Origin of the sequence: Phaeodactylibacter luteus, assembly GCF_007993045.1 — a bacterium.
GTDB classification, from domain to species: Bacteria; Bacteroidota; Bacteroidia; order Chitinophagales; family Saprospiraceae; genus Phaeodactylibacter; species Phaeodactylibacter luteus.
Window position 1 is genome coordinate 12,913 of the sequence record NZ_VOOR01000048.1, and the last position, 26,625, is coordinate 39,537.

Genomic DNA, 26,625 nt, shown 5'->3' on the forward strand with positions numbered 1-26,625 from the left:
CTTTGCAGGAAATTACTTTCAGCATGGCTGACCAATCAAAATATGGGCTAAGGGGGGTATCTGCCACCAAGGACGAAGTACACGCTGCGATCAAGCACCTTGATAAGGGGCTGTACCCGCTGGCGTTCTGTAAAATCCTGCCTGACTTTGCCGGAGGGGATGAAGCGTTCTGTAACCTGATGCATGCAGATACCGCAGGCACTAAAGGCAGCCTGGCTTATCTTTACTGGAAAGAGACTGGGGACCTCTCCGTCTGGGAGGGCATCGCACAGGATGCAATCGTCATGAACCTCGACGATATGGCTTGCGTGGGCTGTACCGATAATATCCTGCTTTCCTCTACCGTAGGCCGCAATAAAAACCTCATCCCTGGCGAGGTGATCAGCACCATCATCAATTTTGCAGTGGCTTTTGCAGATGAGATGAAGAAACATGGCGTAAACATCCACCTGGCCGGTGGAGAGACTGCTGATGTAGGCGATATTGTCCGTACGATAGACGTAGGGTACACTGCTTTTGCCCGTATGAAGAGGGCTGATTTGATCGTCAATAACATACAGCCCGGCGATGTCGTGGTGGGCTTGGCTTCTTATGGGCAGGCCATATACGAAAGTGCTTATAACGGGGGCATGGGCAGTAACGGCCTGACTTCCGCCCGGCACGATGTATTCAGCCATGAGTATGCCGCAAAATATCCGGAGAGCTATAACCCTGCCCTGCCAGAAGAGGTTGTTTACGTAGGTGGCAAACGCCTGACAGATGAAGTAGACATCGGCAATGGGCAGACCGCCACGGCTGGCAAACTGGTGCTGTCGCCTACCCGCACTTATTTGCCCGTCATCGCCAATTTGTTGAAATCCCTAAAGCCACAAATCCACGGCATGATCCACAATACCGGAGGGGGGCTGTCTAAGGTGGTGAAGTTCATCGAAGGGGTCAAAGTGGTAAAAGACAACCTACTTCCACCTCCGCCCTTGTTCCAATTGATACAGGCCGAGTCGGGTACGCCCATGAAAGAGATGTGCCAGGTGTTCAATATGGGGCAACGCCTTGAAGTTTACCTGCCGGAAGAGCATGCACAGGAAGTTGTGCAAATTTCCCGTAACTTTGGTATCGATGCTCAGGTGATCGGGCATGTGGAAGCTGCCGAACAAGCTTCCGTAGAAGTCCGTACCGAGGAAGGGATATTTACCTATATTGCCTGAGCAGAATAGCCGCACATGCGCCCTGCCAAGCTTTAACCTGTTTGCAAAACCGCCATTGAACATTTAATGATTTCTACCTGCAAACACTTATGAGAAGAATTCCAAAGCAGCGAAAGGCTAATTTGATTGCCGAAATGCTGGATGAGATGTACCCGGAAGTGCCGGTGCCGCTCGATCATAAAGACCCCTACACTTTGCTTATCGCAGTATTGTTGTCTGCACAATGCACCGACGAGCGGGTCAACCGAATTACGCCCTTGCTCTTCGAAAAAGCCGACAACCCTTTCGATATGGCACGGTTGGAGGTAGAGGAAATCCGGGAGATCATCAAGCCTTGTGGGCTGTCTCCCCGAAAATCACAGGCCATCAGTGACCTTTCCAAAATATTGGTAGCTAATTATGCAGGGGAAGTGCCCGACGATATCGAAGCCTTAGAGGAGCTGCCTGGCGTGGGCCATAAAACAGCCTCTGTAGTTATGGCACAAGCTTTTGGAGAGCCGGCTTTCCCCGTTGATACACATATCCACCGCTTAGCTTACCGTTGGGGGCTGAGCCCCGGCAAGAATGTGCAAAAAACTGAGCACGACCTTAAGCGCTTGTTCCTGCGCGAAAAATGGAACAAGCTCCACCTGCAGATCATCTTCTTTGGAAGGGAGCACTGCCCTGCCCGCGGGCACGACCCATATAAGTGCCCCATCTGCAGCCAATTTGGCCGCAAGTCCTTATTCAGATAGGCCTGGCCTGTCAAAATTGTATCATTTTGAGCGGGGGCGGTAGGTCAACTGTCTGCTAAAACTGTTTTTCATGCTCAGGGCGGTATTGCCCATTTCAATTTAGGGCTGCTGCAGCCAAGTGCAGGCTTGCTCAATGCTCTGCTGTGCCCAAAAGAGTAACCAACTATGTTTTCCAGCACCATCAAAACGCTCCGTGCCCTTGCACTTTGGGAGGGCCTTTCTTTTTTGCTCATCTTGTTTGTGACCATGCCGCTCAAGTACCTGGCAGATATGCCCGCCCCCAATCAGGTGGTCGGTATGGCGCATGGCGTATTGTTCATAGGCTATATCGCAGTGGTCATCATGGCCAGAAGCGAGTACGGTATGAGCCTGAAGCAGACCTTTTGGTCGCTGGCAGCTTCTATTTTGCCATTCGGGACATTTGTAGCCGATAGCCGTATTTTCAAACCCCTACAGCAGCAGCTTCAGAAAGGGTAGCCAAAGCCGAGGTTGAAGGCTACAATATCGCTGAACCTTAGCGGCACCCGGTTGCCGTCTGGCCGGAAGTCCCTGAACCAATAGTTGCGCCAGTTCTGCCCGTCATCCGGTATATCCGGAAAGGGCGCGGCGTGCCTAAGCTTCACAGCCATGTCCAACCGTAGGATGAAGTAGGAAAAGTCCAGCCGGATGCCAAAGCCCCCTCCAATGGCAACCTGTTTATAAAAGGCCTCATTGGTATAGCTGATTTTTTCCCCGGTCTCCTGATCTGTACAGGCATAGTTGCGCGGGCGGAGCAAAAACTGTGAGCCACAGCGGTTGGGGTCTTGCCGAAGGGTCCACACATTGCCTGCGTCAAGGAAAAATGCGCCGTGCATCAGCCAGAAGATCTTAAACCGGTACTCTAGGTTAGCTTCTAGCTTGAAATCGCCGGTCTGGTACAAGCGGGTATTGTTGGCACTGCGCACTGCGAGGGTGTCTTCGTAGGCTCCTGGCCCCAGCCCCCTGGGGGCCCAAGCCCGGAGGCTGTTGGGGCCGCCGGCAAAGAACTGTTTGACGTAGGGCACATCAGAGGTGTACCCAAATGGCCGTGCTACGCCTAGGGAAAGCCGTGCAGACCAGCTCCGGTTGGGGTGGCCCTGCCAATAGCGGCGCAGATCGACCTGAGTCCTGGCGTATTGCGAAAAGTCGACTGCTTTTTCCCCACGCAAGTTGAGCCGTAGCGTGTCTGCCTCAAGGGCAAAGCTATTGTAAATGGCGTTGCCGGCCCATACCTCAGCCCCGGCTAGCTCTACATTTACCCCAAAATAGTAGGAGTTCCCCCGGCGGTTGGGGCGGGAGTTGTAGACGTAGTTGAGGTCTCTGAACAACAAACTGACGAAAAGCTGCTCTCCGAAGGAATTGGCCAGGAAGGGGTTGAAGTTGAGCAAGGCTTCAAAGTTCTCATCTGTCGTAGGGAGCAGATAGTCCAGCCCAATATGGTTGAAGATGAACCTGCGGTTGGCGGCCGGCTGATGGTCAAACCCATAAGTGCCAGTAAAAAGATTGTAGCGGTAAAAATCAAGGATGAGCAGGTAGTTGTAGTTGGCTGAAATCCGGGTGGACGCATTTTCTTGCAGCGACTGGTAGAAGCCTTTACGGAAAAGGAGGGGGTCGCCTGTGCGGCCCTTAGGCTTGCTGAGCCGGCGCCAGATGCCGAGGTAGTCGATGAAACGGGGGAGATAGAGGTTGGCCTGTAAGCCCAAGTCTACGGTATTCCAAAATTTGCCTTGTGCTATGGCGGAGGGGGCCGGGTTGAACTCCACCCCCGCATTGAAATCGGTGATGAGCAGCTCCGCCCCGTGGAAGAGGTTGCGGTTGCGGAAGCTCGGGCTGGCGGCAAGCCCAATGAGGTTGCCGACCCCGGTAGCGCTCCGGCTGGCATAGTTGAACTCCAGGTCTGCCCCCAGCTCCATGCGCTTGTTCTGCGTGAGCTCAATGCGGAAATCTAGATGATTGGGCTTGTCGGGGTCGGGCTCCTGCTTGATGCGCACAAAACGGTAGACGCCCATGCCTGTCAGCTGCTTGTTGGTCAGGTCATAGTCGGCCTGGCTGTAAAGCATGCCCTTTTTTAGGAATATGGCATCCAGGATGGTCTCTGGCTTAATGCGGAAGCTCTCCCTTGGGCTCAGCATCCGCACCCCGCCGATAAGGCTGTCGAGGGCGAGGCTGTCACTTTGGCCGGGGCTGTAGTCTGCAAAAATGGTGATGTCGTCAACCCAATATTGCTGGTGGAGGGAGTCCTGCGCGGGCGGAAGCACTTCAAGGCTCAGGTTGGCTTGCTGCTTTCCGGATGTGGTATCTGCATCTAAGGCAGTGATGTAGTTGTTGAAGAAGTAGGCGTAGCCGTGGTTGCGCAGGTAATTGGTAATGCGCTTGCGCTCCTGCTCGAAAAGGGCCCCGTCTACCGGGCTGCCTGCCCGCAGCAGGCTGCTGCCTGCAATGGCCTGCAAGGTGCTGTCCAGTACAGGGTCGGCACTGTAGAACCCTATCGAGTCAACGGTAAACCGTTCGTTGGGAGTGACATGGTAAGTGATGTATATCTTTTTGCCCTTGACCAGGGGGTCGGAGTATACTTCTGCGTTGAAATAGCCCTGGTATTGCAGATAATAGCGCATGGAGCGCTCGGTAGCTTCCCGCAGCTGAGGGTCGTACAGAGCAGGCTCTTCGGCAATGACCCGCTGCTGCCAGCGGTCAAATTTTGTGGTATCGCCCTTGCCCTGGGTGGCAAAATAAAACCACTCCCGGGGGATGAAGAAAAAGCGGTTGTTCTCGGTCTGTTTGTAAAGGGTAGACAGCTCGTATTTCATCGCCCGTTTCCGGTCGAGGTCCCCTTTGTCATACAATTTGATGCTATTGCCGCGCAAAAGGTAATCTTCTGGTGCCAAGTACCGGGCTGGGTTGCAGGACGCCAGCGCCAAGGCTAAGAATAAGATCAGGAATAGCCCGCCCGCCGGCTGCGGGGTTCTCCTTAAGGTTGTGTATTTTGCAGGCTTTATCCGTAGCATGGTTTGATTTTACATCAGGCCGCTCTAGCCCGGGCTTGAAACCAGCATAGCATGCCAATTTCCAAAAATAGCATCAAATTTATTAAAGCGCTCCGCCAGAAGAAGTTCCGGCAAAAGTATAACACATTTGTCGTTGAAGGGGATAAAATGGTGGCAGAACTCCTGGCCCAGCGCCCAAGCTGGTGCAAAGCATTGTACGCTTTGCCTGCTTGGCTGGCGCAATATACCGCTGCAGAACAGCGGGCCTGGCCTTTTGCCGCGGAGGTGGTCAGCAGTGCAGAGCTCGAGCGCGCTTCACTCCTGAAAACGCCCAACCAGGCTCTGGCCCTATTGGAAATCCCTGCACCAGCCGCTTTGAATGGGCTCGATGGGCGGCTTTCGCTCTTCCTAGATGGGCTGCAAGACCCCGGCAATATGGGCACCATCCTCCGGCTGGCAGACTGGTTCGGTATTTCAACGGTGATTTGCGCACCGAATTGTGTGGATGCTTACAACCCCAAGGCCGTACAATCGAGCATGGGGGCTTTCCTAAGGGTTGGCGTGGTTACAGCAGGCTTGGGCGAGCTATTGGGGGCTTTTCCCGGCTTGCCCGTTTATGGGGCCGATATGGCAGGGGACAATATCTTTACCGTACGGGTACCGCCCAAAGGGCTGCTTGTCATCGGCAACGAAGGCAGCGGGCTTTCGCCGGAAACCGAACAGGCGCTTACCCGCCGCTTGTCTATCCCCAAAGGGGAGGGGGGAGGGGCCGAGTCGCTCAATGCTGCCGTAGCAACGGGCATCATCTTGGGGGTACTGCTCCATGCCAACGTATAAAGCCTCCCCCGCGGATATCGGGGAAGGCTCTAACGGTTTGTCTTGGCACTTTCCGAGCAATAGGCGTTTACAGGCCAAAAGCTTTCTTCACCTGCTCTACGTAGTCCAGCTTTTCCCAGGTAAATGTCTCCACTTCAACCTCCTTCACCCGGCCAGCGCCATCTTTGAAGCTGACCTTCTTGATCTGTGGCTCCCGGCCCATATGCCCATAGGCTGCTGCCTCAGAGTAGATGGGCGTGCGCAGCTTTAGGCGCTGCTCGATCGCATAAGGGCGCATGTCGAACAGCTCGTATACTTTTTGGGCGATCGCTCCGTCGTTGAGGGCTACCTTGGCCGTGCCATAGGTGTTGACATAAATATTGGTGGGGGCTGCAACGCCAATGGCGTAAGAGACCTGCACCAGTACTTCGTCGCATACACCTGCTGCCACCAGGTTTTTAGCAATATGGCGGGTAGCGTAGGCTGCAGAGCGGTCTACTTTGGAAGGGTCCTTTCCGGAAAATGCGCCTCCACCGTGGGCCCCTTTGCCGCCGTAGGTATCTACGATGATCTTGCGGCCTGTCAGCCCGGTATCGCCATGCGGGCCGCCGATGACAAACTTGCCGGTAGGGTTGATGTGGTAGGTGATATCCCCATCGAACAGCCGCTGCAGCTCGGGCTTGAGCTGCGCTTTTACCCTAGGGATGACGATATTGATGACATCTTCGCGGATTTTGCCGAGCATCCGCTCGTCTTCGTCAAAGTCATCGTGCTGCGTAGAGACCACTATGCTGTCAATGCGCTGCGGCACGTTCTGGTCTGAGTATTCGATCGTCACCTGGGCTTTGGAGTCTGGGCGCAGATAAGTCATTTCCTGCCCTGCTTTACGGATATCGGCCAGCTCCTGAAGCACCTTGTGAGAAATGGCCAGTGCCAGCGGCATATAGGTTTCCGTTTCGTTGGTCGCATAACCGAACATCATGCCCTGATCGCCCGCGCCCTGCTCTTCCGGGTTGGCCCTTTCTACCCCCTGATTGATGTCAGGAGACTGCTCGTGGATAGCCGATAGGACCCCACAAGAATGGGCTTCGAACATATACGCTGATTTGGTATACCCGATGCGCTCTATGACATCTCGGGCAATCTGCTGTACATCAAGGTATACATCTGACTTGACTTCGCCGGCAAGCACGACCTGCCCAGTGGTCACGAGCGTTTCGCAAGCTACTTTCGAGGAGGGGTCAAAGGCGATGAAGTGGTCGACCAGCGCATCGCTGATTTGGTCTGCAACCTTATCAGGGTGCCCTTCGGATACGGACTCGGAAGTGAATAAGTATGGCATTAAGATGATTTTGGTACGTGTTTAACAATGGAACAGCAGGGGTTGGGCTTCATGCCGGTTTGCCCGTAGCATTCCGGCTAGCTTAAGTGCAGCTTTTGCGGTTTGTGCAGCTGCTGCAGCAAAAATAGGAATTCCCGGCAATAATGCATGGCCCCCTATTTTACCTCACAAACAAACATCGGGCGGACTTCACTGCGCAGGTGGAGAAAGCCCTCCAGGCGGTCGCCGATTTGTACGGGGCCTACACCGGGGGGCGTCCCAGTGTAGATCAGGTCGCCCATTTGCAGCTTGAAATATTGGGATACAAAAACAATGATGGCCTCGAAAGAGAACAGCATATCTTTGGTATTGCCCTTTTGGACAACAGCCCCGTTTTTCTTCAGTTCAAACTCGATCGCATTTAGGTTCACTTGTGAAGTGGGGACAAAGCTGCCCAATACGGCCGAACCGTCGAAGCCTTTGGCAAGCTCCCAAGGCTTGCCTTTCGCTTTCAGCTCGCTCTGCAGGTCACGGGCTGTGAAGTCGATCCCCAAACCTATCTCTTCAATATAATCTCCAGCAAATTCGGGCTGTACGTGCCGGCCGTTCTTGCCAATTTTCAGCACCACCTCAACCTCGTGGTGCAAGTCTTGGGTAAACTCCGGGTAGTAGAATGGCTTGTTGTTGACCAATAGGGCAGAAGGGGGCTTCATGAATACGACCGGCTGCGAGGGCACAGGGTTGTTCAGTTCCTTGGCGTGCTCGGCGTAGTTGCGCCCGATACAGATGATTTTCATGGTAGTGGTATTGTAGGCCCGGGTTAAAAGCGCACGTTGGACAAGCCTGCCAGCTCTTTGACTTCCCGCACGGTCTCCTGTGCTTTCTTCCTGATTTCAGCGGAAGAGGCCTTGATTTTGTTTTTGTATTCTTTTTTATCAGCCAGGATAGCCTTTTTGTTTTCCCTGAACTGTTGGCTCAGCGCCACAAGCCCGTCGGCAACAGCGTCTTTGAGGTCTACATAGCGCAGGCCGCCGGCCTCGTAGTCTTTCATCAGCTGCTCGTAGCTGTCTTGCTGTCCAGCAGCTTTGAGCATTTCGAAGAGGTTGGCCACGCCGGGGCTCATTTCCCCTTCAGGGGTTTCTCCGGTATCCGTCACAGCAGAGCGGATCTGCTTGCGGATGCGGTTGTCTTCTGCGAAGACATCGATATAGTGTTTATCCCCGGCGCTCTTGCTCATTTTACGGTTAGGCTCCGCAGTTGACCTGACTTTGGGCACTTCCGTGTACAGGGGCTCCGGGAGGACGAAGTACTCCTTGCCGACCTGATTGTTGAACCGCTGCGCAATATTGCGGGTGAGCTCCAGGTGCTGTTCTTGGTCTTTGCCTACCGGCACATAATCGGCCCGGTAGATGAGGATGTCGGCGGCCTGCAGCACGGGGTAATCCAACAGGCCTGCAGAGATGAAACTGTCGGTAGCCGTCTCCTGCACCTGAGCGCTTTTATCTTTGAACTGCGTCATGCGGGTCAGCTGCCCATAGGAGGTGAAGCAGTTCAAGATCCAGCACAGCTCGGCGTGCTCGGGCACTAAAGATTGGATGAACAGGTACTCGGGCTTCACGCCAACTGCCATGAGGTTGAAAAGCAGCTCCCAGGTATTCTCCCTTAGCTTTTTAGGCTGGTACGGCATCGTCATAGCGTGGTAATCTACTACGCCGTAAATACAGTCATAGTTTTCCTGAAGCTTGACCCAGTTCTGTACTGCGCCGAAGTAATTGCCAAAGTGCATTTGCCCGGTAGGCTGAATCGCAGAGAGCACTTGTTTCCGCTTTTCCATGGTTGTTCCTTTTTTTGTCAGATGTGCTACTGAAGGCTGATGCTTGCCCGGCTGCTCTGTGCTGGGATAAGCGAAGCGCAGTGCTCCGGGCCCTTTTGGGGGGCACATCACAAAACCAGCGCGAAGATAGGAAAACCTGATAGGCTGCAAAAGATAAATTGCCCGGCAGGGCGGTGGCCTAAAGAATGGCAGCATTTACCCCCATCGGGCCAAAACCCAAATACCGCAGGCGTTTATGCCTCTCGGGCTTTCGGCTGGCATTGGCCTAGCGCTGCGCAGGGGTGGCCGAAGGCCAGACCCGACGCCTGTAGGGCGAGGGGCCGAGCGGATAGCGAGCCCCGGAGCATAGCGGCACCTGCCATCCGGCAGGGGCAGGCCCCCATCACATGGTGCAGGGGCAGTCCAAAAAAACGACAATCTGTTTTGTGCCTGGCCCCGGTGCTGTAGCGGGCATTTAATTTTGTAGCTTTGGCGTACATCAATACCGGTTCGTGCCGGCCTGCGCATAAAGCTGTAGCGAGCTTAAGCTGACTGCTGCAGCCCAATGCCCTTTCCGGGAAGGCATAACCTTTTAGTTTCTAACCAAAACGCAATACATTGGGCGATCTGTCAACCCTCTCATCTGGCCAGCTTTGCCTGGCCTGCGCATTGATGCTTTTATTTTTAGCCAGTGCCTGCCAGTCGGGCGAGGAAGAGCTCCTGCACGGACAGTGGCAGGCTACCTCTGTGACCGAAGAGGGCGAGCCGCTGCAGGTGGATGCCTCGGAGATCAGCCTTGTGCTTTCCCCACAGGGCCAATACCTGTACCGCAGTACCCTCAATTACCGAGAAGCCGGCAAATGGTACTTTCAGTCCGGGTACCTTTTTACCCAAGACACCTTGAAGCAGGGGAGCCGTGAAAAAGCTGTACAGGTGGTAAAGCTGCAGGAAGATACGCTTGAGCTGCGCATGAAGGACGGCGTCAGAGAGCGTATGCTTATGCTCACCCGCAGCGGGCTGTGACAGGGAAGTGGGGTGCGCTAGAAGGTCCAGAGGTTTTCCTGAGTCCAGTCTTTAAGCAGCCCTTGTTTGAGCTTGGCTAGCGGCAGGCTCCCTCCATTGGTCTCGATACGGAGGAGGTCATAGGGGAGGTACTTTTGTTGGGGCTCGCTCCATCGGTACTGCATCCAAATACTGGCCCGGTCTCCGAGCCCGTCTTGGTCAAAATCGTGGCTGCCAGAATCATAGTGGAGATAGACTAGATCGGGGATTTGCCCAGGGCGCTCGATTTGGCGCTCAAAATAACCGAACAGCCCGGTTTGGTTGCGGTAGCCGTACTTGGTCAGGGCATAAACTTCTCCACTGCAGCCCCCGGAGCCACAGTGTGCTGCAGACTGCACCTCTATGAAAAAGAGGTCGGGCGCTTCTGCTGCGCCTTTCAAAGGGATGTAGGTGATTTGGCATTCATCGCAGGGGAAATCTTCAAACCCGACCCCCTTGGCTACAAACTCTGAGCATAGGTTCAACTTCTTCGCCATGCGTATTGCTACAGCTGACTGTTGGGCGTGCAGCGTGGCGGCCAGGAATAATCCGAACAGCAGAAGAAGGGGTTTTTGCATCATGTTTGTAGGGTTGGTACAGCTCTCAGGGAGCATTCCGGGTTATACGAATGAACAGGCACAAGGTGGCTTTGCCAGAATGCCGACGTTGGCCTATTTGCTTTTGGGATGAATTTTAAGGTGCCGTGAACGCAGTTGACGGGGGCAGTTGCAAAAAAAATCAGGATATCAGGCTGGAAGGGGAGTTGCCCGATTACCCTCAATATAACTTAAAATAAGCTGTTGAAACAAATTTATTTTTTTTCCTCGAAACCTGCTACGCTTTGCCCCATTTTCTAAGCTGTTTTAACACCGCGTTGAAATCTTTGGGCAATGGGGCTTCCCAAAAACGCTTCTCCCCTGTAGAAGGGTGCTGTAGGGCCAGTTTCCAAGCGTGGAGCGACAGCCGGCCCATCAGCGGCCGCTCTTCTTCGAATTTGCCCAAGCTGTAGTTCCTGCCCTTGATTTCAGAAAGGAATAGGGCCGTGCGGCGCCCATAAAACTCATCAATGGCCAGTGCATGCCCGAGCGCCTGCAAGTGTACCCGTATCTGATGGGTCCGGCCGGTTTCAATGCTGACCTCCACCAGCGTGAAATTTTGGAAGCGCTCCAGCACTTTATAGCGCGAAAAAGCAGCTTTGCCCTTCCGGGCAGTCATCATCTGCCCGGGCTTGGCTGGGTTGGGCACTATAGGCCGGTCGATTTCACCTTCTTCCAAATGTATCTGCCCATCTGCTAGGGCAAGGTAGGCCTTAGCGACTTCCCGCTCTTGAAATTGCCGGGACAATTCCCGATGGGCCTCCTCATTTTTGGCAAAGACCATAATGCCGGATGTTTCCCGGTCGAGCCGGTGTACCGTCCACACCTTGCCATAGGCCTGGTTGAGCAGCCCCAGCACGTTGGGCTTTTCTGGGGCGAACCGGTCTGGCAGGGTCAATAGCCCTCCAGGCTTGTTGGCCAGCAGCAGGTCGTGGTCTTCATATACGATGTCCAGTTTGGGTCGCGCCATATCAACGGGTGTTGTCAGAGGTTTTTGAAATGCTTTTTGCCCCGGGCATAATACGCCCATACAATGCTGCCCGGGTAGCGGCCCGCGAGGTTGGGCGTAGGGCTGATACTGGCTTTCTGTACCAGCTCTGCGGTGTGCCTGCGCTTGGCAAGGGTAGCCGAAATCTGGCCAAAGAACGACCAATGGGCTTTCACTATTGCGGCAATGTGCGTTAGTTTGCCTTGAAAGAGGAAGAGCAGCCCCGCTACGCCGTCTAGCAGCAAACGGGCGGGCAGCAGCCACAACAGCCGCTGAGGGGTCTCGTTTTTCACCAAAGTGAACAAGCTGTTCCGGAAGTTGAGGAAAGCTTTGCGCGGGGTGTTGTAGGCCAGGGTGCCGCCTCCTACGTGATAGACCACCGAGCGGGGCCGTGCCATGACCTTGTAGCCGGCCCTTTTTATGCGCCAGCACAAGTCGATCTCTTCGGAGTGGGCAAAATAGCCGCCATCAAAGCCGCCAAGGCCGAGGAAAAGGCGGCTGCGGACCAAGAGGGCAGCGCCTGTGGCCCAGAAGATTTCCTGCAGCTCATCGTACTGCCCGGTATCCGGCTCTGTGACGGCAAAAATCCGGCCGCGGCAAAATGGGTAGCCCAGGTTGTCCAGCCAGCCGCCAGCCGCGCCAGCGTACTCAAAACGCCCCCGGTCATGGAAGGCTTTGATCTTGGGCTGGCAGGCGCCCACGGTAGGGTCCCGTTCCATAAGCTCTACCAAAGGCTGCAGCCAGCCCGGCGTCACCTCCACATCAGAGTTCAGGAGCATATAATAAGGGGCTTCTACCTGCTTTAGCGCTTGGTTGTACCCTTCTGCAAAGCCGTAGTTCTGCCCGAGGTCGATCAGCCGTAGCTGTGGGTAGGCTTCCCTCAGCCATCGCTTCGAGCCATCTGTGCTGCCGTTGTCCGCAACCACAACGCTCAGGTTGTCGTATTGGCTCTTCAGTACAGCAGGCAAGAACTTTTGGAGCCACTCCTTGCCGTTGTAGTTGAGGATGACCAAGGCTACTTCAGGATTCGGCTTGCTCAGCTTTGAAATGTTTTCAGACAAAGGGCGGAGGATGCTTAGGGCCGCCTCCCGGTCTTGGCCCAGCTGTTCTGCAAGGCCTTCGAGGCTGCCGAACTGTTGGTCATCGCGGATGCGGGATACCAGCTCCAGCTGTAGCTTGTCGCCATAGATGTCCCGGTCAAACTCGAAGAGGTTGACCTCTATGGTCTTGTTTTGGTAGGCTTTGAGGGTAGGGCGGTCGCCTATATAAAGCATGCCGCCATAGCGCTGCCCCTGATGCTGCGCCCATACCGCATAGATGCCAGCCGGCGGCAACAGTTTATGGCGGTTGCCAAGATCGAGGTTGGCTGTAGGGTATCCCAGTTGGTGGCCGATCTTGTTGCCGTGCACCACTAGCCCAGTCAGGGTGAAGTAATGGCCCAACAACCGGGCAGCACCTGCCACGTCCCCGCTTTCTAGCGCTCTGCGCACCTTGGTGGAGCTCACCGCAATATCTTCTACTTCCTGCTTCTCGATCTCTGTGACCTGATAACCACAAGCCGGGCCGTGGTGCTTCAGGTAATTGATATCCCCTTGCCGGTTGAGCCCAAAGCGGTGGTCGTAGCCGATGACGATGTGTTTTGGGCTGAATTGGCCTACCAAGAACTTTTGGATGTACTCATCTGCGGACTGCTGAGAAAAATCCACTGTGAAGGGCACGACCACTACGTTGTCAATGCCATAGTGGCGGAACAAGTCCACTTTTTCTTCTATGGTCGTGATCAGTTGAAGGGAGTTGTCTTTAGGGTAAATGACTAGCCTGGGGTGAGGGTGGAACGTGATGACAATGCTCTCGCCGTTCTCTTCCCTGGCCAGTGCTTTGACCCGGTCCAGTATTTGTTGGTGGCCGTGGTGTACCCCATCAAAGGAGCCAATGGTCAGCACAGCATTTTTGAACTCCGGCAACTGTTTTAAATCGTTGAATACTCTCATTGCGGTGGGTTGTCACAGCGCTTTGGTGATCAGGTGGAGCCGGTTTAGGCCCTGGCCAGAATAGTATGTCATTCCTGGAAAGCAGAGGCATAGCCTGATCCTCCCAGGGCAGGGTGCAGGCACAGTTGGATAAACCAAGCTTAAAACTGTTCTTTACCCTGATTTGTTTGTACTTTTGCATCCCGGTTCAAACCGGATTTAATTCAGCAAAACCACCTGCGTGAGTTTCGATAAAAGCGTCATCGTAAAGGCACTCTCCAAAGTGATCGACCCCAATTCAGGCCAGGACATCATCACGATGAGCATGGTCCGGGATCTGGAAATCGACGGCAATAATATCAATTTTTCCTTGGAATTGCCTGCTTTGGAATCCAAGAATAAAGCAGATCTCAATTTCGCCTGCCTACAAGCGGTGCAGGAGGTTTACCCTTCTGCAGAGGTGAATGTGCACATGATCGCTGCTGCCCCGGGCTTGCAGCAGCAGCCCAAAAGCCCGACAAGCCACATCCGGAATATCATTGCGGTAGCATCTGGGAAAGGGGGGGTTGGCAAATCTACCATTTCCGTCAACCTGGCCTTGGGGCTGAAGCAGCTCGGGGCAAAAGTAGGGCTGATCGATGCCGATCTATATGGGCCGTCTATCCCTACTATGTTAGGCCTGCAAGGGCAGCGCCCACAGGTGAAACAAGTGTACGATCAGCCAAAAATCATCCCGCTTGAAGCATACGGCATGCCGGTCATGTCTATCGGCTTCATTATTGAGCCCGAACAGGCGGTCGTCCTCCGCGGCCCCCGCCTTTCAGGTATCATCAAGCAGTTTTTTAATGATACCATCTGGCCAGAGCTCGATTACCTGGTTGTCGATCTGCCCCCCGGCACAGGGGATATTCAGCTGAGCTTAGTGCAGACGGTGCCGGTTACCGGTGCGGTGCTCGTTACTACCCCACAAGAAGTAGCGATAGCGGATGCCATCAAAGCCATGAATATGTTCTTGCTGCCTTCTGTCAATGTCCCTATCCTGGGGGTAGTGGAAAATATGTCTTGGTTTACACCTGCAGAATTGCCGGAGAACAAGTACTACCTCTTTGGCGAGGGCGGTGGCAAGCGCCTGGCCAAGGCCAGCAACTCGGCCTTGCTGGGGCAAGTACCTATTGTGCAGCATATCCGGGAAGCTGGTGACGAAGGCCAGCCTGCTATATTGCGCGATATCCCGCAGGCCACTGCTGCCCTGCAAGAGGTTGCCCGGAATGCCGCCCGGCAGGTGGCTGTGCGCAATGAAACTAAAGGCCCTACTCAAATTGTAAAACTGAATAACTGATCCACCATGTCTACCCTCGAAAAAGAAAAGCTGATTAAGCGCATCGACCTCGCGCTGAACGAGGTCCGCCCGCACCTGGCTGTCGATGGCGGCAACGTGGAAGTGGTGGATGTGACCGACGAGCATATCGTCAAAATCAAATGGCTGGGCACTTGCGAAAACTGCAGTATGTCTATGATGACGATGAAAGCCGGCATCGAACAGGCCGTGCGCGGCAAAATCCCGGAAGTGATCGGTGTCGAAGCGGTCAATGGGCTTGGCAAACTATAGTAGCCGAAGCCTTTGGTGCCCAACTATCGAAAACGGAATGGCCAGGCGATGGGGCGCAAACTTGATTGCCTTTTTTGGGGCCTGCCCCTACACAACGTGATGGGGGCCTGCCCTCTGCCGCAAGGATGAGCCCTGCTGGCAGGTGCCGCTATGCTCCGGGGCTCGCTATCCGCTCGGCCCTACCGGGCTTAAACCCCTGCGCAGCGCTAGGCCAATGCCAGGCTCCGGGGCAATAGTGCAAAAGGATGGGCTCAGCCCCGCCCGAAAGAGGGGAGCCGCAGCCCCGCACTTGAATGCATCAAGCCTAAATTATTGCCCATCCCTCAATACGACTACAGAACGGCTGTTGATGACCATCTGCCCGCTCCGTACTAGGGGCGCTTCCCGGAAGTCCAATATATCCAAAGGGGCAATTTTGGCGGTATTCACAATTCTGCGCCAAGGCCTCCGTCCCTTTGGCTTAGGGATTTCAAAGGCGAGGTGTTCCCAGTACGCATTGATCATTACGTGGAGCCGGTAAGGGTAGCGCGGGTTCTTGAGGGTAAAGGATAGGGTGTGGGAATGATGGCTCCAGTCTGGCTTTTTGGTTTTCACCCCGCCAAATGTGCAAGTGGAGCTGCCTAGCCCTTTGGGGCTGTTCCAATAGTACTCTTCCTGAAAGTAGGCGGTGTTCAGGTTGAAGTCGATCAGTTTGCGGACGAAGCGGATCAGGCTCTGCTGTTGGCTGGCCTGGCCCCAGTCCAGCCAGCTGATGGGGTTGTCCTGGCAATAGGCATTGTTGTTGCCCCCCTGCGAGCGGCGCACCTCATCGCCCATTAGCAGCATAGGCGTCCCCTGGCTCAGCATCAGCAGCACAAGATGGTTTTTGATTTGCCGCAGCCTGAGGGCTTCGATGCCGGGGTCGTCTGTGGGCCCCTCTGCCCCACAATTCCAGCTGTGATTGTGGTTGTGCCCGTCCCGGTTTTCTTCTCCGTTGCCCCAGTTGTGCTTTTCATTGTAAGACACCAGGTCGTTGAGGGTAAACCCATCGTGGCAGGTAATGAAATTGATGCTCCGGTTGGGGTTGCGCAGCCCTTTCTCGAAGAGGTCCGGGCTGGCATTAACCCGGTAGGCGGCAGTCCGCGCCATGCCCTCATCCCCTTTTAAGAACCGCCTGATGTCATCGCGGTAGGCACCGTTCCATTCTGCCCACCGGTCGCCGACAAAATTGCCGAGCTGATACTGTTGCACGTCCCAAGCTTCTGCAATAATCTTGGTCGGCGCCAAAACGGGGTCAGACTCAATGTCCCAAAGTATAGGCGGGTTTTGTATGGGCTGCCCCGCCTCATCCCGCGATAGGATAGAGGCCAAGTCAAAACGAAAGCCATCTACGTGCATTTCGCTGACCCAGTACCTCAGGCAGTCTCTTATCAGCCGCCTTACCACAGAGTGATTGGCATTCAGCGTATTCCCTGTACCGGAATAATTTTGGTAGGCGTACTGCTCATCCAACATATAGTAGACCCGGTTCTCTATGCCTTTGAACCCCCAGATAGGCCCGTCGTGGCCCCCTTCTGAAGTATGGTTGAAGACTACGTCCAAGATCACTTCGATGCCTGCTCGGTGGAGCGCCTTCACCATGTCCTTAAACTCACGGACGGCGCCCACGGGGTCTGTTGTGCTGGCGTAAGCGCTATGTGGCGCGAATAGCGCGATCGGCGCATAGCCCCAATAGTTGACTTTGGTCGGGTCGGGCACATCGGCAGGGTCGAACTGCTGTACGGGCATGAGCTCTACCGAATTGACCCCAAGCGCTTGCAGGTAAGGGATTTTCTCAATCAGGCCACGGTAAGTCCCCCTGAGCTCCGTTGGCAGCCCCGAGCTGCTGTGTTTGGTGAACCCGCCAACGTGCAGCTCGTAAATGACAGACCGGGAATAAGGGTGGTTGAGCGGGCGGTCGCCTTCCCAGTCGTAGTTCTGGTCTGCAATGACAACGCTCTTGATACCGCGGGCGGTATTGTCCCCTTGTACCTTAGCTGCTTCCCGGTCGTAATGCTCCATCGCCACAGCCCGGGCATAGGGGTCTACGAGCAGCTTGTTGCCATCAAAGCACAGCCCAATTTCTGGCGCATAGGGGCCGTAGAAGCGCCAACCATAACACTGCCCTTCTCCGATGCCATGTACAAAGAGGTGCCAATAGTGGAAAGTCCGGTTGCGGGACGGCTCAAGGCGGAAGGTATGGCTGGGCTGTGTGCTTTTGGGCCCATCAAATAGCAGGAGCTCCACAGCAGAAGCATTCTTCGAATAGATGCTGAAGTTGACCCCACCTTCCTGTACAGATGCCCCTAGGGGGGTGCTCAGCCCATTTGCCGGGCGGATATCTTGGCTCATGACTATTGGTTTAGCCGGCAAAATAAAGAAGTTTTATGGGGCAGCAGGCATAGTGGCCGCCTACAGGATGTCTTCAAATTCGTCCTCTGTTTCAGGGGGCGCGTGCCTGGCCAAGGCTTCTGCCTGTAAGCGGTGGAGCTGCTGCATCTGCCGGCTGACTTCGCCAATGAAGGTGGGGTCGATCAGGCGGCGGAGGTCCTGAACATGCTGCAGGCCTGGCCCGGTCCGGAATTTGAACGCCTGCTCTGCCCGGCTGTCTTCAAACTTGACCGTAAAGCGGTTGTCCATTTGGAAAATGGTGATTTTTAGTTCAGGGTGCTCTATATACCCGGCTATGCGCATGATCAGAAAGTTTGAATGTATTGGGTAATGGCTTTATATACATTGCGCAGCTCCGGATGGTTCGCGAGCTGATTGAGGTGGCGCTCGATTGTTGGCTGATCGCCCCGGGCCGCGGGCCCGGTTTGTACTGCTTTCGGTGCTTCTGCCTGTGCAGCTTTGCGCAGTGTTTCCCTCAGCAGGGGCTGCAAAAGGTTGGAGGGCAGCCCCCCTTCCTGGCAAATTTCATGACTGCCCTGCAGCATGGCGTTGGTGAAGTTGTTGATGAAAACCGCAGCAAGGTGGAGCACCTGCCGCTGCCGGTCGTCCAGGGGGTATACGGAAGTGCTTATCCTTTTGCCTACCGCAGCAAGTAGCTGAGCGGTATCAGGGGTGTTGCCCCAATAGCAGATGGGGATTTGCTGGAAGTCAGGGGTGATGCCATGGGAAAAACTTTGGAGGGGGTAAAAAACACCATGCCGCTGTGTAGTGCCAGCCAAGACGTTGGAAGGGGTGGACCCGGAGGTGTGCGCGAGTACGGCCTGCGGCGATACATGCCGGGCGAGCTGCTCTGCCACGGTTTTGATGGCATTATCGCTCACCGCAAGGAGGTAGAGTGCGCCATCCCTGGGGAGCTGCTGTAGGGAGCTGCTGTAGGGTACGCCCAATGCTTCGCCGGCTTCTTTTGCGTGTGCTGCCGAACGATTGTAGAGGCAGCAAAGGGGCAGCCCAGCCTGTACAAGGGCCCGGCCAAGATGCTTCCCCAGCCGGCCTGCGCCAATCAGTATGATGCCCTTTTTCCCCATCATGCCCGATTGTTTTCCAGGGCTGCTTCCCGCTGTTGCCTTGCCCGCTCGATCATGATGGCTTCCAATATATTCTCCATATTCAGTACCCCGGCCAATGTCCCATCCTCATCAAAAACCGGGCTGATGGGCAACTGCTGCTCATTCATTTTGGCGTAAGCCTCAGTGACATCCATGTCAGGCGAGAGGCGCAAAAACTGCCGGTTGGCCACCTCCTGTACCCTCATCTCAGGCCCGGCAGATTGTAGCCCCCGCAAGATATCATCCCGGGAAATGATGCCGAGTATGCTGTTGTGCCCTTCTACCACAACGAAGTCTTTCTCCTGGCCATCGAGCAGGGTCTGTACCGCACTGCTCAGCGGTTCCCAAGCATGGATAAGCGTATAATGGTGCATGAGGATATCCCTGACTTTAAGGTCGGTCATCAGGCCACGGCTCTGTTCATACCTGGATTCGCTGCTGGCGCCCAAAAAGATGAACAGCCCGATGAAAATAAGCCAGAAATCATACATGAAGCCCAGAAAAACAAAGCCAATGGCAAGGAACTGGCCTATTTGTGCGGCTACCTGTGTCGCCTTGCCACGGCCATACTTCATGGAGAGCAGGGCCCTGAGCACCCTGCCCCCGTCCATCGGGAAAGCGGGTATCAAGTTGAACAAAACGAGGATGATATTGACAGCCAAAAGGTTGGGCAGGAAAGCCTGCCCAAGGCTGATCTGACTGGGGTCTTCAAACTGCTCCGCCTGCCATTCCATGCCCGAGCCCCAGAAAAACAAAGCAAGCAGCATGGCGATCACCACATTGACAGCAGGCCCGGCAAGGGCAACGAGCAGCTCTTCCCTCGGGTTGTCAGGCATCTTTTCCAAGCTGGCCACCCCGCCAATGGGCAGAAGCGTGATCCGCTTGGTGGGGATGCCAAAACGGCGGGCCGTCAGCGCATGGCCGTACTCATGCAGTACAACACAAGCAAATAGCGCCAAGATGAAGCCTACAGAAAAAAGGGCTTCTTGTACGTCCTGCCCAGATTGCAGCGTAGACAGGAATATCCAGCCCAGCAAAATCATAAAGGTCCAGTGGATATAGACGTTGATCCCGAATAACCGGGCGATTTTCAATGACCAGCTCATAGCTTTCTAAATTTCTTATAATAACCCGGCAGGGCGGGGCGAGGTTTTCGGTGGCTACAAACCGCACCGCCCTTTTTCAGGCCTGCCCAGCCCAACAGTAGGGGCCTACCCACGCCCGACGGCGCGGGTCGCTACGCTCCGGGGCTCGCTGCCCGCTCGGCCCTATCGGGCTTACACCCCTTCGCATCGCTAGTCCGCCAAGGGCCAGCTCCCTCAATATAGGTGAAGACACGCCACAGTTGGCAGGAGGGCACACTGCAACGCTAAAATAATTAGCATGCTAACTATTTTAGCCTAAAATTCGCTATCTATGCACAAAAAGATGAGGCATTGGAAAAAGCACACCCCGGAGCAGGTCCAAGCCCGGGTTTTTGAAGCCTTAGCCGGGAATGTAGATTACCGCGAGCGTTCTCCCCTAGGGCTGCCCGCCTCCCACCTCGACGAGAAAGTCTTCACGCCCCAGCCTTCTTTGCTGCGGGAGGCCCCTTTCCTGAGCACCCTGATACAGAACCCCAATCATATCGGTTGCCATACGCTGGGCGACTCCGAAAGCTTCTTTGCCGGCACACAAGAACTGGAACGGGAGCTGATCGCGCTTTGTGCGGAGGATATCCTACAAGGCGCCCCTGGCGGTTTTGACGGCTACGTAGCCGCTGGGGGCACAGAGGCCAACATTCAGGCAGCCTGGGTTTACCGGAATTACTTCCAGCGGGAAAAAGGGGCGTCAGCTGCTGAGGTGGCCATTCTGACCTCCTCAGATGCGCATTACTCCATGCACAAAGCGGCCAACCTGCTGGGCATCCGCCTCTTTGAAGTAGCAGTAGGGGAGGAAGACCGCAGCTTGAGCCGACTGGCGGTAGAACAAGCCATCGAACGTGCACAGGCAGCAGGCGTCAGGTATTTCATCGTGGTCTGCAATATGATGACCACCATGTTTGGCTCGGTAGACAAGGCAAGCGTATACTTAGAGGCCCTCCAAAAGGCAGGAGCATCGTTCAAAATGCACGTCGATGGCGCTTATGGCGGCTTTTTCTTCCCTTTTTCGGAGGTCGCCCATGATCTGCACTTTGGCAATGAGGCCATTTCTTCCATTACCCTCGACGCGCACAAAATGGTACAGGCGCCTTATGGCACGGGCATTTTCCTGGCTAGGAAAGGCTTGATGAAGTATGCTTATACGGAAGAGGCGCAGTACGTACAAGGGCTGGATGCCACCCTTTCCGGCAGCCGCTCGGGAGCCAACGCTATTTCAGTGTGGATGATCCTGATGACCTACGGCCCTCATGGCTGGCACGAAAAAATCCACATCCTTAATTACCGTACTGCATGGCTCTGCCGGCAGCTTAGCGAAAAGAAGGTGCCATTTTACCGCCATCCGGGCTCTAATATTGTCACGGTAAAGTCATCGGCTGTCAAGGCCGAAGCTGCCCGCAAGTATTCTCTGATCCCGGACAGCCATGGCCAGCCATCATGGTACAAATTTGTAGTCATGGACCATGTGACCATAGACCGGCTGGGAGCGTGCCTGCAGGAGCTGTAGGCCGTTACCGCACGCCCTGCCCCAGCAGCAGGCTGCTGTCTCCATAACTGAGGAAGCGGAAGCTGTTGTCCAAGGCATATTGGTAGGCGGCCTTCCAGTCTTTGCCGATAAGGGCAGCAATCAAGAGGAGCAAAGTTGACCTTGGCTGGTGGAAGTTGGTGATCATGCCACTACAGATGCGGAAGGTGTACCCAGGGGCGATGATCAGGCGGGTAAAGCCCTGAAGATGTTCCTGCCCGTTAACTTTGAGGTGCTCCACAGTAGCGCGGAGCGCTTCGGCCGGCGCAACATCGGGCTTCCCTTCATAAGGCTCCCACTGCCCAACGGAGGCGAAGGGCGCTGCCCCCCCATCTAAGACCTTACGGCCGTGCCAGTACAGGCTCTCCAGCAGCCGGGTGCTGGTAGTGCCCACCGGGATGACCGGATGGCCAGCTTCGAGGTGAGCGGCGAGCTGTTGCAGGGTATCTGGGTGGATGAAGATGCTCTCCTCGTGCATGTGATGCCCTTCGAGCCGGTCGGCGGTCACGGGCTTGAAAGTGCCTGCCCCGACATGAAGGGTGACAAACGCCCGTTGGGCCCCTTGCTTCTCAAGCTCGCGCAGCACCTCATCTGTAAAATGCAGCCCTGCAGTGGGCGCTGCCACAGAGCCTTCCTCTTCGGCGTAAACCGTTTGGTAGCGGTCTTCATCTTCCGGGGTGTTCTCCCGGTTGAGGTAAGGGGGCAGGGGGATAATGCCAGCCGCTGCGAGCAGTTCCCCAAACGCTAAAGTGGGGTCATCCCATTCGAAGCGGATCTCAAAGGCATCTGCTGTGCGCCCAATGCGGGTAGCGGATAGGTTTACTTCCCCGGAAGGGCCTGCCACGGTTTTAGCAATTTCCCCGCTCTTCCAGCGGCGGTTGCCGCCCACCATGCATTTCCAGTGTACAGCTTGGGTGGAGGAAAAGCTCTGCTGATGCTCTGCCGGCGACAGGGGCTCCAAGCAGAGGATCTCCAGAGGTTTGCCGTTGGGCAGGGCAAAGTGGAGGCGGGCATGGATTACCCGCGTATTGTTGAAAACCAGCAAAGCTTGTTCTGGCAGTAAGCCGGGCAGCTCCCGGAAAACACCATGGGACAGGTGCCCATTTTTGTAGATCAGGAGCTTGGAAGCATCACGTTGTTCCAGAGGGAATTTAGCGATGCGTTCTTCCGGCAGATCGTAGTTGTACTCGTTGATGTCAATTTCTTGAGGGCGCACAAGCATTACGGTATTGAAGGGTTAAACGTCATAATTCAAGACGGGGGCGAGCCAGCGTTCGGCTTCTTCCAGGCTCATGCCTTTGCGCTCGGCGTAGTCTTCCACCTGGTCTTTGCTGATTTGGCCCAAGCCAAAGTATTTGGATTCCGGATGGGCAAAGTACCACCCACTGACAGATGCGGCCGGGTACATGGCATAGCTTTCGGTCAGGGTGATGCCCGTATGCCGCTCCACATCTAGCAGCTGCCAGAGGGTGCCCTTTTCGGTATGCTCAGGGCAGGCCGGGTAGCCCGGGGCGGGGCGTATGCCAGTGTAGGATTCGGCAATGAGCGCATCGTTGTCCAGGTTCTCCTCAGCGGCGTAGCCCCAGAACTCTCTGCGCACCCGCTCGTGCATGCGCTCAGCCAGTGCTTCTGCCAGGCGGTCTGCCAAGGCTTTTAGCATAATGGCGTGGTAATCATCGTGGTCGGCTTCAAAACGCTTGATGTGCGCTTCAATGCCCACACCTGCAGTCACGGCAAAGGCTCCTATATAGTCTTCTCCAGCGGCGGCAGGGCGCACGAAATCAGAAAGGGCATAATTGGGCTGCCCGGGGGCTTTTTGCCGCTGCTGCCGCAAAAAGTAGAGCGAGGCCTCAAGCTCCTGCCTGTCTTCGTCTTTGTAGATGGCCACCGTTTCGTCCCCAGTAGCGTTTGCCGGGAAAAGCCCAATAATGGCTTTGGCCTGCAGCCACCGCTCATCGATGATCTGCCGGAGCATGCTGCGGGCATCGTTGTACAGCTTCTGCGCTTCTTTGCCGACCACCTCATCTTGCAAAATGGCAGGGAACTTGCCTGCCAGCTGCCAGCTGGTGAAAAATGGCGTCCAATCGATATAAGCAGTTAGCTCTTCTATGCTGTAATCCTCAAAGACTTGTACGCCAAGCTGCCGGGGGGCGATAGCCGGGGCTGCTGCCCAGTCTGGAGTGAAAGCGTTGGCCCTGGCTTTGTTCAGGGTAAGGTATTTTTTATTAGACTTGCGGTTGCCCCTGAGCGTACGCACCCGGTCATAGTCTTTTCGGATGTCAAGGATGTAGTTGCTACGGCTGTTTTCGTCCTCGCTCAGCAAGTTGCTGACCACCGTCACGCTCCGGCTGGCATCGAGCACATGCACTACCGGCCCCGAGTATTGCGGCTCAATCTTTACGGCAGTGTGGGTCTTTGAGGTGGTCGCCCCGCCAATAAGCAGCGGCAGTTGCATCTGCCTGCGCTCCATTTCCTTGGCGATGTGCACCATCTCATCCAGAGAAGGGGTGATCAGGCCACTGAGCCCGATGACATCAGCGCCTACCTCTACGGCTTTGGCCAGTATTTTTTCTGCCGGCACCATTACGCCCATGTCTACAATATCATAGTTGTTGCAGCCTAAGACTACCCCAACGATATTTTTGCCAATGTCATGCACATCCCCTTTTACGGTAGCGAGGAGGACTTTCCCTTTGGCACTTCCTGCGCCCTCCGCTTTGGCCGCTTCAATATAGGGCGTGAGGTAGGCCACCGCTTTCTTCATGACCCGGGCGCTTTTGACGACCTGCGGCAGGAACATTTTCCCGGAGCCGAAGAGGTCGCCTACGACGTTCATCCCGTCCATCAAGGGCCCTTCAATGACATCAAGTGGGGCCGGGAGCGTTTGCCGGGCCTCTTCCGCATCGGCCTCAATGAACTCCGTAATCCCTTTGACCAAGGCATGCTCAATGCGCTTGCCCAGGGGCCATTCCCGCCAGGCGAGGTCTTTTTTCATCGTGCGGCCGCCATCCCCTTTTATGCTTTCCGCAAACTCGGTCAGGCGCTCGGTGGCATCTTCCCTCCGGTTGAAGAGCACGTCTTCTACCCGTTGTAAAAGCTCTTTGGGGATGTCGTCATAGATTTCCATCATGCCTGCATTGACGATGCCCATGTCCATGCCGGCCTTCACGGCGTGGTAAAGGAAAGCGGAGTGCATCGCCTCCCGCACGGTGTTGTTCCCGCGGAAAGAGAAGCTGATATTGCTGACCCCGCCGCTCACTTTAGCGCCGGGGCAGCGGGCTTTGATCTGCCGGGTCGCCTCGATAAAGTGTATGGCGTACTCGTTGTGCTCCTCTATGCCTGTAGCTACTGCGAAGATATTGGGGTCGAAGATGATATCCTGTGGGCGGAAACCGACCTGCTGTGTGAGGATGTCGTAAGCCCGTGCACAAATCTCTACCTTGCGCTCAGTCGTATCCGCCTGGCCCTGCTCATCGAAAGCCATGACAACGGCTGCTGCGCCATAGCGGCGCACGAGTTTCGCCTGTTGGATGAAGGCTTCTTCCCCTTCTTTCAGGGAAATGGAATTGACGATGCACTTGCCCTGCACACATTTCAGCCCGGCTTCGATGACGGAAAACTTGGAAGAGTCGATCATAATGGGCAGGCGCGCAATATCGGGCTCTGCCATAAGGAGGTTGAGAAAGGTGACCATGGCCTGTTCAGAGTCGAGCAGGCCTTCGTCCATATTGATGTCAATGACCTGTGCACCGCCTTCCACCTGTTGCAGCGCAACCGAGAGCGCTTCGGTATAGTCTCCGTTTTTGATCAAGCGGGCAAACTTGCGGGAGCCAGTGACATTAGTCCGTTCGCCCACATTCACGAAGTTGGTCTCTGGGCGGATGATGAGGGGCTCAAGCCCGCTGAGCATGGTATATCCCGGTTGGCTGGGTATAGCCCGCGGAGGCACCCCTTTGACTGCCTCTGCCATATGCTGAATATGGTCAGGTGTAGTGCCACAGCAGCCGCCGATGATGTTGACAAAGCCGCTTTCCGCAAAGTCGCGGATATATTGTTGCATTTCCTCAGGCTGCTGATCGTATTCCCCAAACTCGTTGGGCAGCCCGGCGTTGGGGTAAGCGCTGATGTAGCAGTCGGCTATATTGCTCAGGGCTTCTACGTGCGGCCGCATCTCCTCAGCCCCAAGGGCACAGTTGAGCCCAACGCTGAGCAGGGGCATGTGGCTGACAGAAATCCAAAAGGCTTCTGCTGTCTGCCCGGAAAGGGTACGCCCGCTCGCATCGGTGATGGTGCCCGATACCATAATGGGCAGTTGTATGCCCCGCTCATCAAATAGCTGATCGATGGCGAACAAGGCCGCTTTGGCATTGAGGGTATCGAATACGGTCTCTACCAAAATGATATCCGCGCCTCCGTCGACTAGCCCCCTTACCTGCTCGTAGTATGCTTCCTTCAGCTCATCGAAGGATGTTGCCCGGTAGCCGGGGTCATTGACATCGGGCGACATAGAGGCGGTCTTGTTGGTCGGGCCCATAGCGCCTGCGACGAAGCGCGGCTGCTCCGGGGTTTTTGCGCTATACTCAGCAGCTGCTTTGCGGGCCACACGAGCCGCTTCCTTATTGATCTCGTAGGCGTAGGCCTCCATGCCGTAGTCGGCTTGGGCAATGCTCGTACCGCTAAAAGTGTTGGTCTCGATGATGTCAGCGCCTGCTTCCAGGTAAGCCTTGTGTATGGCTTCGATGATATCGGGCTGTGTGATGGATAGGATATCGTTGTTGCCTTTAATGTCCATAGGCCAATCGGCAAATCGCTCTCCTCTGTAGTCTTTTTCTTCTAGGCGGTACTCTTGGATCATGGTGCCCATTGCTCCGTCTATGACCAAAATGCGTTGCTGGAGCAGTTCGTATACTGACATGGCTGATGAATTTGCTGGTGATGTAGCTGGATTAGCGCTTGTTTGGACTTTAGTGATCGGGTTGTCCCGCTAGACAGCGGGGCGATTTTTGGCTTATGCTTTGTTCCGAAAACCCCTCCCGCTTTTTACAGATAGTAATAAAGTGGGATTGGGCTTTCCTGCCTTGCTTAACCAAAAAACTGCATGTTCTCGCCGAGAAGACCAAAGTTCAAACAGGCTCATAACAACAAGTGTTGGATTGAGGTTGGCAAAGGTAAGGAATAATGGAAACCCGGCTGCTGGCCGGAGGTAATACATATGTCAGGAGTTACGGCCTTCAGCTGGATGGGCACAAACCAAAATATCGCAGCCGTTGATGCTTTTCGGGCTCTAGTGCCTCAATCCATAAATCCTTGCCACCCCAAGTTTCGTTCTTTTCCGCCTACTCTTCGTTAAA

Annotated in this window: 21 protein-coding genes; 8 read left to right on the forward strand and 13 right to left on the reverse strand. The window is 55.1% G+C overall.

Going from position 1 to position 26,625, the window contains the following annotated elements:
• The first annotated feature begins 23 nt into the window (after nt 1–23).
• The 3 genes from FRY97_RS17775 (at nt 24) to FRY97_RS17785 (ending at nt 2,416) form a co-directional block, all read left to right on the forward strand.
• Nucleotides 24–1,205, forward strand: a complete 1,182-nt coding sequence (locus FRY97_RS17775) for an AIR synthase-related protein (RefSeq protein WP_147168915.1) — start codon at nt 24–26, stop codon at nt 1,203–1,205.
• An 89-nt stretch (nt 1,206–1,294) separates the two neighbouring features.
• Complete coding sequence (nth, locus tag FRY97_RS17780) at nt 1,295–1,939, forward strand: endonuclease III (protein ID WP_147168916.1); 645 nt, start codon at nt 1,295–1,297, stop codon at nt 1,937–1,939.
• 165 nt (nt 1,940–2,104) lie between these two features.
• Nucleotides 2,105–2,416: a DUF3817 domain-containing protein gene (locus tag FRY97_RS17785; RefSeq protein ID WP_147168917.1), complete on the forward strand. Its 312-nt coding sequence runs from the start codon at nt 2,105–2,107 to the stop codon at nt 2,414–2,416.
• Here FRY97_RS17785 and tamL read toward each other — a convergent pair.
• Complete coding sequence (gene tamL, locus FRY97_RS17790) at nt 2,404–4,962, reverse strand: translocation and assembly module lipoprotein TamL (protein WP_147168918.1); 2,559 nt, start codon at nt 4,960–4,962, stop codon at nt 2,404–2,406. The two genes, FRY97_RS17785 and tamL, sit on opposite strands and share 13 nt — an antisense overlap.
• Before the next feature lie 51 nt (nt 4,963–5,013).
• Between tamL and FRY97_RS17795 the strand changes: the two genes are divergently transcribed.
• A complete protein-coding gene (locus FRY97_RS17795) occupies nt 5,014–5,778 on the forward strand; it encodes a TrmH family RNA methyltransferase (protein ID WP_147168919.1) in 765 nt (254 codons plus the stop codon).
• Between the two features lie 67 nt (nt 5,779–5,845).
• Here FRY97_RS17795 and metK read toward each other — a convergent pair whose 3' ends face one another.
• The 3 genes from metK to trpS form a co-directional block, all read right to left on the reverse strand.
• On the reverse strand, nt 5,846–7,099 hold the full coding sequence (gene metK / locus FRY97_RS17800) for a methionine adenosyltransferase (RefSeq protein ID WP_147168920.1): 1,254 nt from the start codon (nt 7,097–7,099) through the stop codon (nt 5,846–5,848).
• Nucleotides 7,100–7,254: 155 nt separating this feature from the next.
• On the reverse strand, nt 7,255–7,875 hold the full coding sequence (locus tag FRY97_RS17805) for a fumarylacetoacetate hydrolase family protein (protein ID WP_147168921.1): 621 nt from the start codon (nt 7,873–7,875) through the stop codon (nt 7,255–7,257).
• Nucleotides 7,876–7,898: 23 nt separating this feature from the next.
• A complete protein-coding gene (gene trpS / locus FRY97_RS17810; protein WP_147168922.1) occupies nt 7,899–8,912 on the reverse strand; it encodes a tryptophan--tRNA ligase in 1,014 nt (337 codons plus the stop codon).
• Between the two features lie 597 nt (nt 8,913–9,509).
• Here trpS and FRY97_RS17820 point away from each other — a divergent pair.
• Entirely contained in the window at nt 9,510–9,914 is a 405-nt protein-coding gene (locus tag FRY97_RS17820) for a hypothetical protein (RefSeq protein WP_147168924.1), read from the forward strand.
• 17 nt (nt 9,915–9,931) lie between these two features.
• Here the strand turns inward: FRY97_RS17820 and FRY97_RS17825 are convergent, their stop codons facing one another.
• The 3 genes from FRY97_RS17825 to FRY97_RS17835 form a co-directional block, all read right to left on the reverse strand.
• Nucleotides 9,932–10,513: a hypothetical protein gene (locus FRY97_RS17825; RefSeq protein WP_147168925.1), complete on the reverse strand. Its 582-nt coding sequence runs from the start codon at nt 10,511–10,513 to the stop codon at nt 9,932–9,934.
• A gap of 253 nt (nt 10,514–10,766) precedes the next feature.
• The gene (locus FRY97_RS17830; protein ID WP_147168926.1) at nt 10,767–11,498 is read right to left on the reverse strand and encodes an RluA family pseudouridine synthase; all 732 of its coding nucleotides are present in this window, start codon (nt 11,496–11,498) and stop codon (nt 10,767–10,769) included.
• Between the two features lie 14 nt (nt 11,499–11,512).
• Nucleotides 11,513–13,507 (reverse strand): bifunctional riboflavin kinase/FAD synthetase, encoded by a 1,995-nt coding sequence (locus FRY97_RS17835; protein WP_147168927.1) that lies wholly within the window; start codon nt 13,505–13,507, stop codon nt 11,513–11,515.
• A 220-nt stretch (nt 13,508–13,727) separates the two neighbouring features.
• Here FRY97_RS17835 and FRY97_RS17840 point away from each other — a divergent pair, with 220 nt between their 5' ends.
• Together FRY97_RS17840 and FRY97_RS17845 are read left to right on the forward strand one after the other, a co-directional pair.
• Nucleotides 13,728–14,825 carry an Mrp/NBP35 family ATP-binding protein gene (locus FRY97_RS17840; RefSeq protein WP_147168928.1) on the forward strand — a complete coding sequence of 366 codons (1,098 nt, stop codon included), beginning with the start codon at nt 13,728–13,730 and terminating at the stop codon, nt 14,823–14,825.
• Nucleotides 14,826–14,831: 6 nt separating this feature from the next.
• Nucleotides 14,832–15,095 carry a NifU family protein gene (locus FRY97_RS17845; protein ID WP_147168929.1) on the forward strand — a complete coding sequence of 88 codons (264 nt, stop codon included), beginning with the start codon at nt 14,832–14,834 and terminating at the stop codon, nt 15,093–15,095.
• 309 nt (nt 15,096–15,404) lie between these two features.
• Here FRY97_RS17845 and glgX read toward each other — a convergent pair whose 3' ends face one another.
• Genes glgX through FRY97_RS17865 form a run of 4 tightly spaced genes read right to left on the reverse strand, consistent with a single transcriptional unit; the run spans nt 15,405 to nt 19,716 of the window.
• Complete coding sequence (gene glgX, locus FRY97_RS17850) at nt 15,405–17,465, reverse strand: glycogen debranching protein GlgX (protein WP_147168930.1); 2,061 nt, start codon at nt 17,463–17,465, stop codon at nt 15,405–15,407.
• Nucleotides 17,466–17,525: 60 nt separating this feature from the next.
• Nucleotides 17,526–17,807 carry a hypothetical protein gene (locus tag FRY97_RS17855; RefSeq protein WP_147168931.1) on the reverse strand — a complete coding sequence of 94 codons (282 nt, stop codon included), beginning with the start codon at nt 17,805–17,807 and terminating at the stop codon, nt 17,526–17,528.
• A gap of 2 nt (nt 17,808–17,809) precedes the next feature.
• Nucleotides 17,810–18,592 (reverse strand): Rossmann-like and DUF2520 domain-containing protein, encoded by a 783-nt coding sequence (locus FRY97_RS17860; protein WP_147168932.1) that lies wholly within the window; start codon nt 18,590–18,592, stop codon nt 17,810–17,812.
• Nucleotides 18,589–19,716 carry a site-2 protease family protein gene (locus FRY97_RS17865; RefSeq protein WP_147168933.1) on the reverse strand — a complete coding sequence of 376 codons (1,128 nt, stop codon included), beginning with the start codon at nt 19,714–19,716 and terminating at the stop codon, nt 18,589–18,591. The genes FRY97_RS17860 and FRY97_RS17865 overlap by 4 nt, the downstream gene beginning before the upstream one ends.
• Before the next feature lie 310 nt (nt 19,717–20,026).
• On the opposite strand from FRY97_RS17865, the gene FRY97_RS17870 reads away from it, so the two are divergent.
• Nucleotides 20,027–21,256, forward strand: a complete 1,230-nt coding sequence (locus FRY97_RS17870) for a pyridoxal phosphate-dependent decarboxylase family protein (protein WP_246141811.1) — start codon at nt 20,027–20,029, stop codon at nt 21,254–21,256.
• A 4-nt stretch (nt 21,257–21,260) separates the two neighbouring features.
• Here the strand turns inward: FRY97_RS17870 and FRY97_RS17875 are convergent, their stop codons facing one another.
• Together FRY97_RS17875 and metH are read right to left on the reverse strand one after the other, a co-directional pair.
• Nucleotides 21,261–22,496 (reverse strand): S-adenosylmethionine:tRNA ribosyltransferase-isomerase, encoded by a 1,236-nt coding sequence (locus FRY97_RS17875; RefSeq protein ID WP_211356910.1) that lies wholly within the window; start codon nt 22,494–22,496, stop codon nt 21,261–21,263.
• Between the two features lie 15 nt (nt 22,497–22,511).
• Nucleotides 22,512–26,189 carry a methionine synthase gene (metH, locus tag FRY97_RS17880; RefSeq protein ID WP_147168935.1) on the reverse strand — a complete coding sequence of 1,226 codons (3,678 nt, stop codon included), beginning with the start codon at nt 26,187–26,189 and terminating at the stop codon, nt 22,512–22,514.
• Nucleotides 26,190–26,625 lie beyond the last annotated feature (436 nt).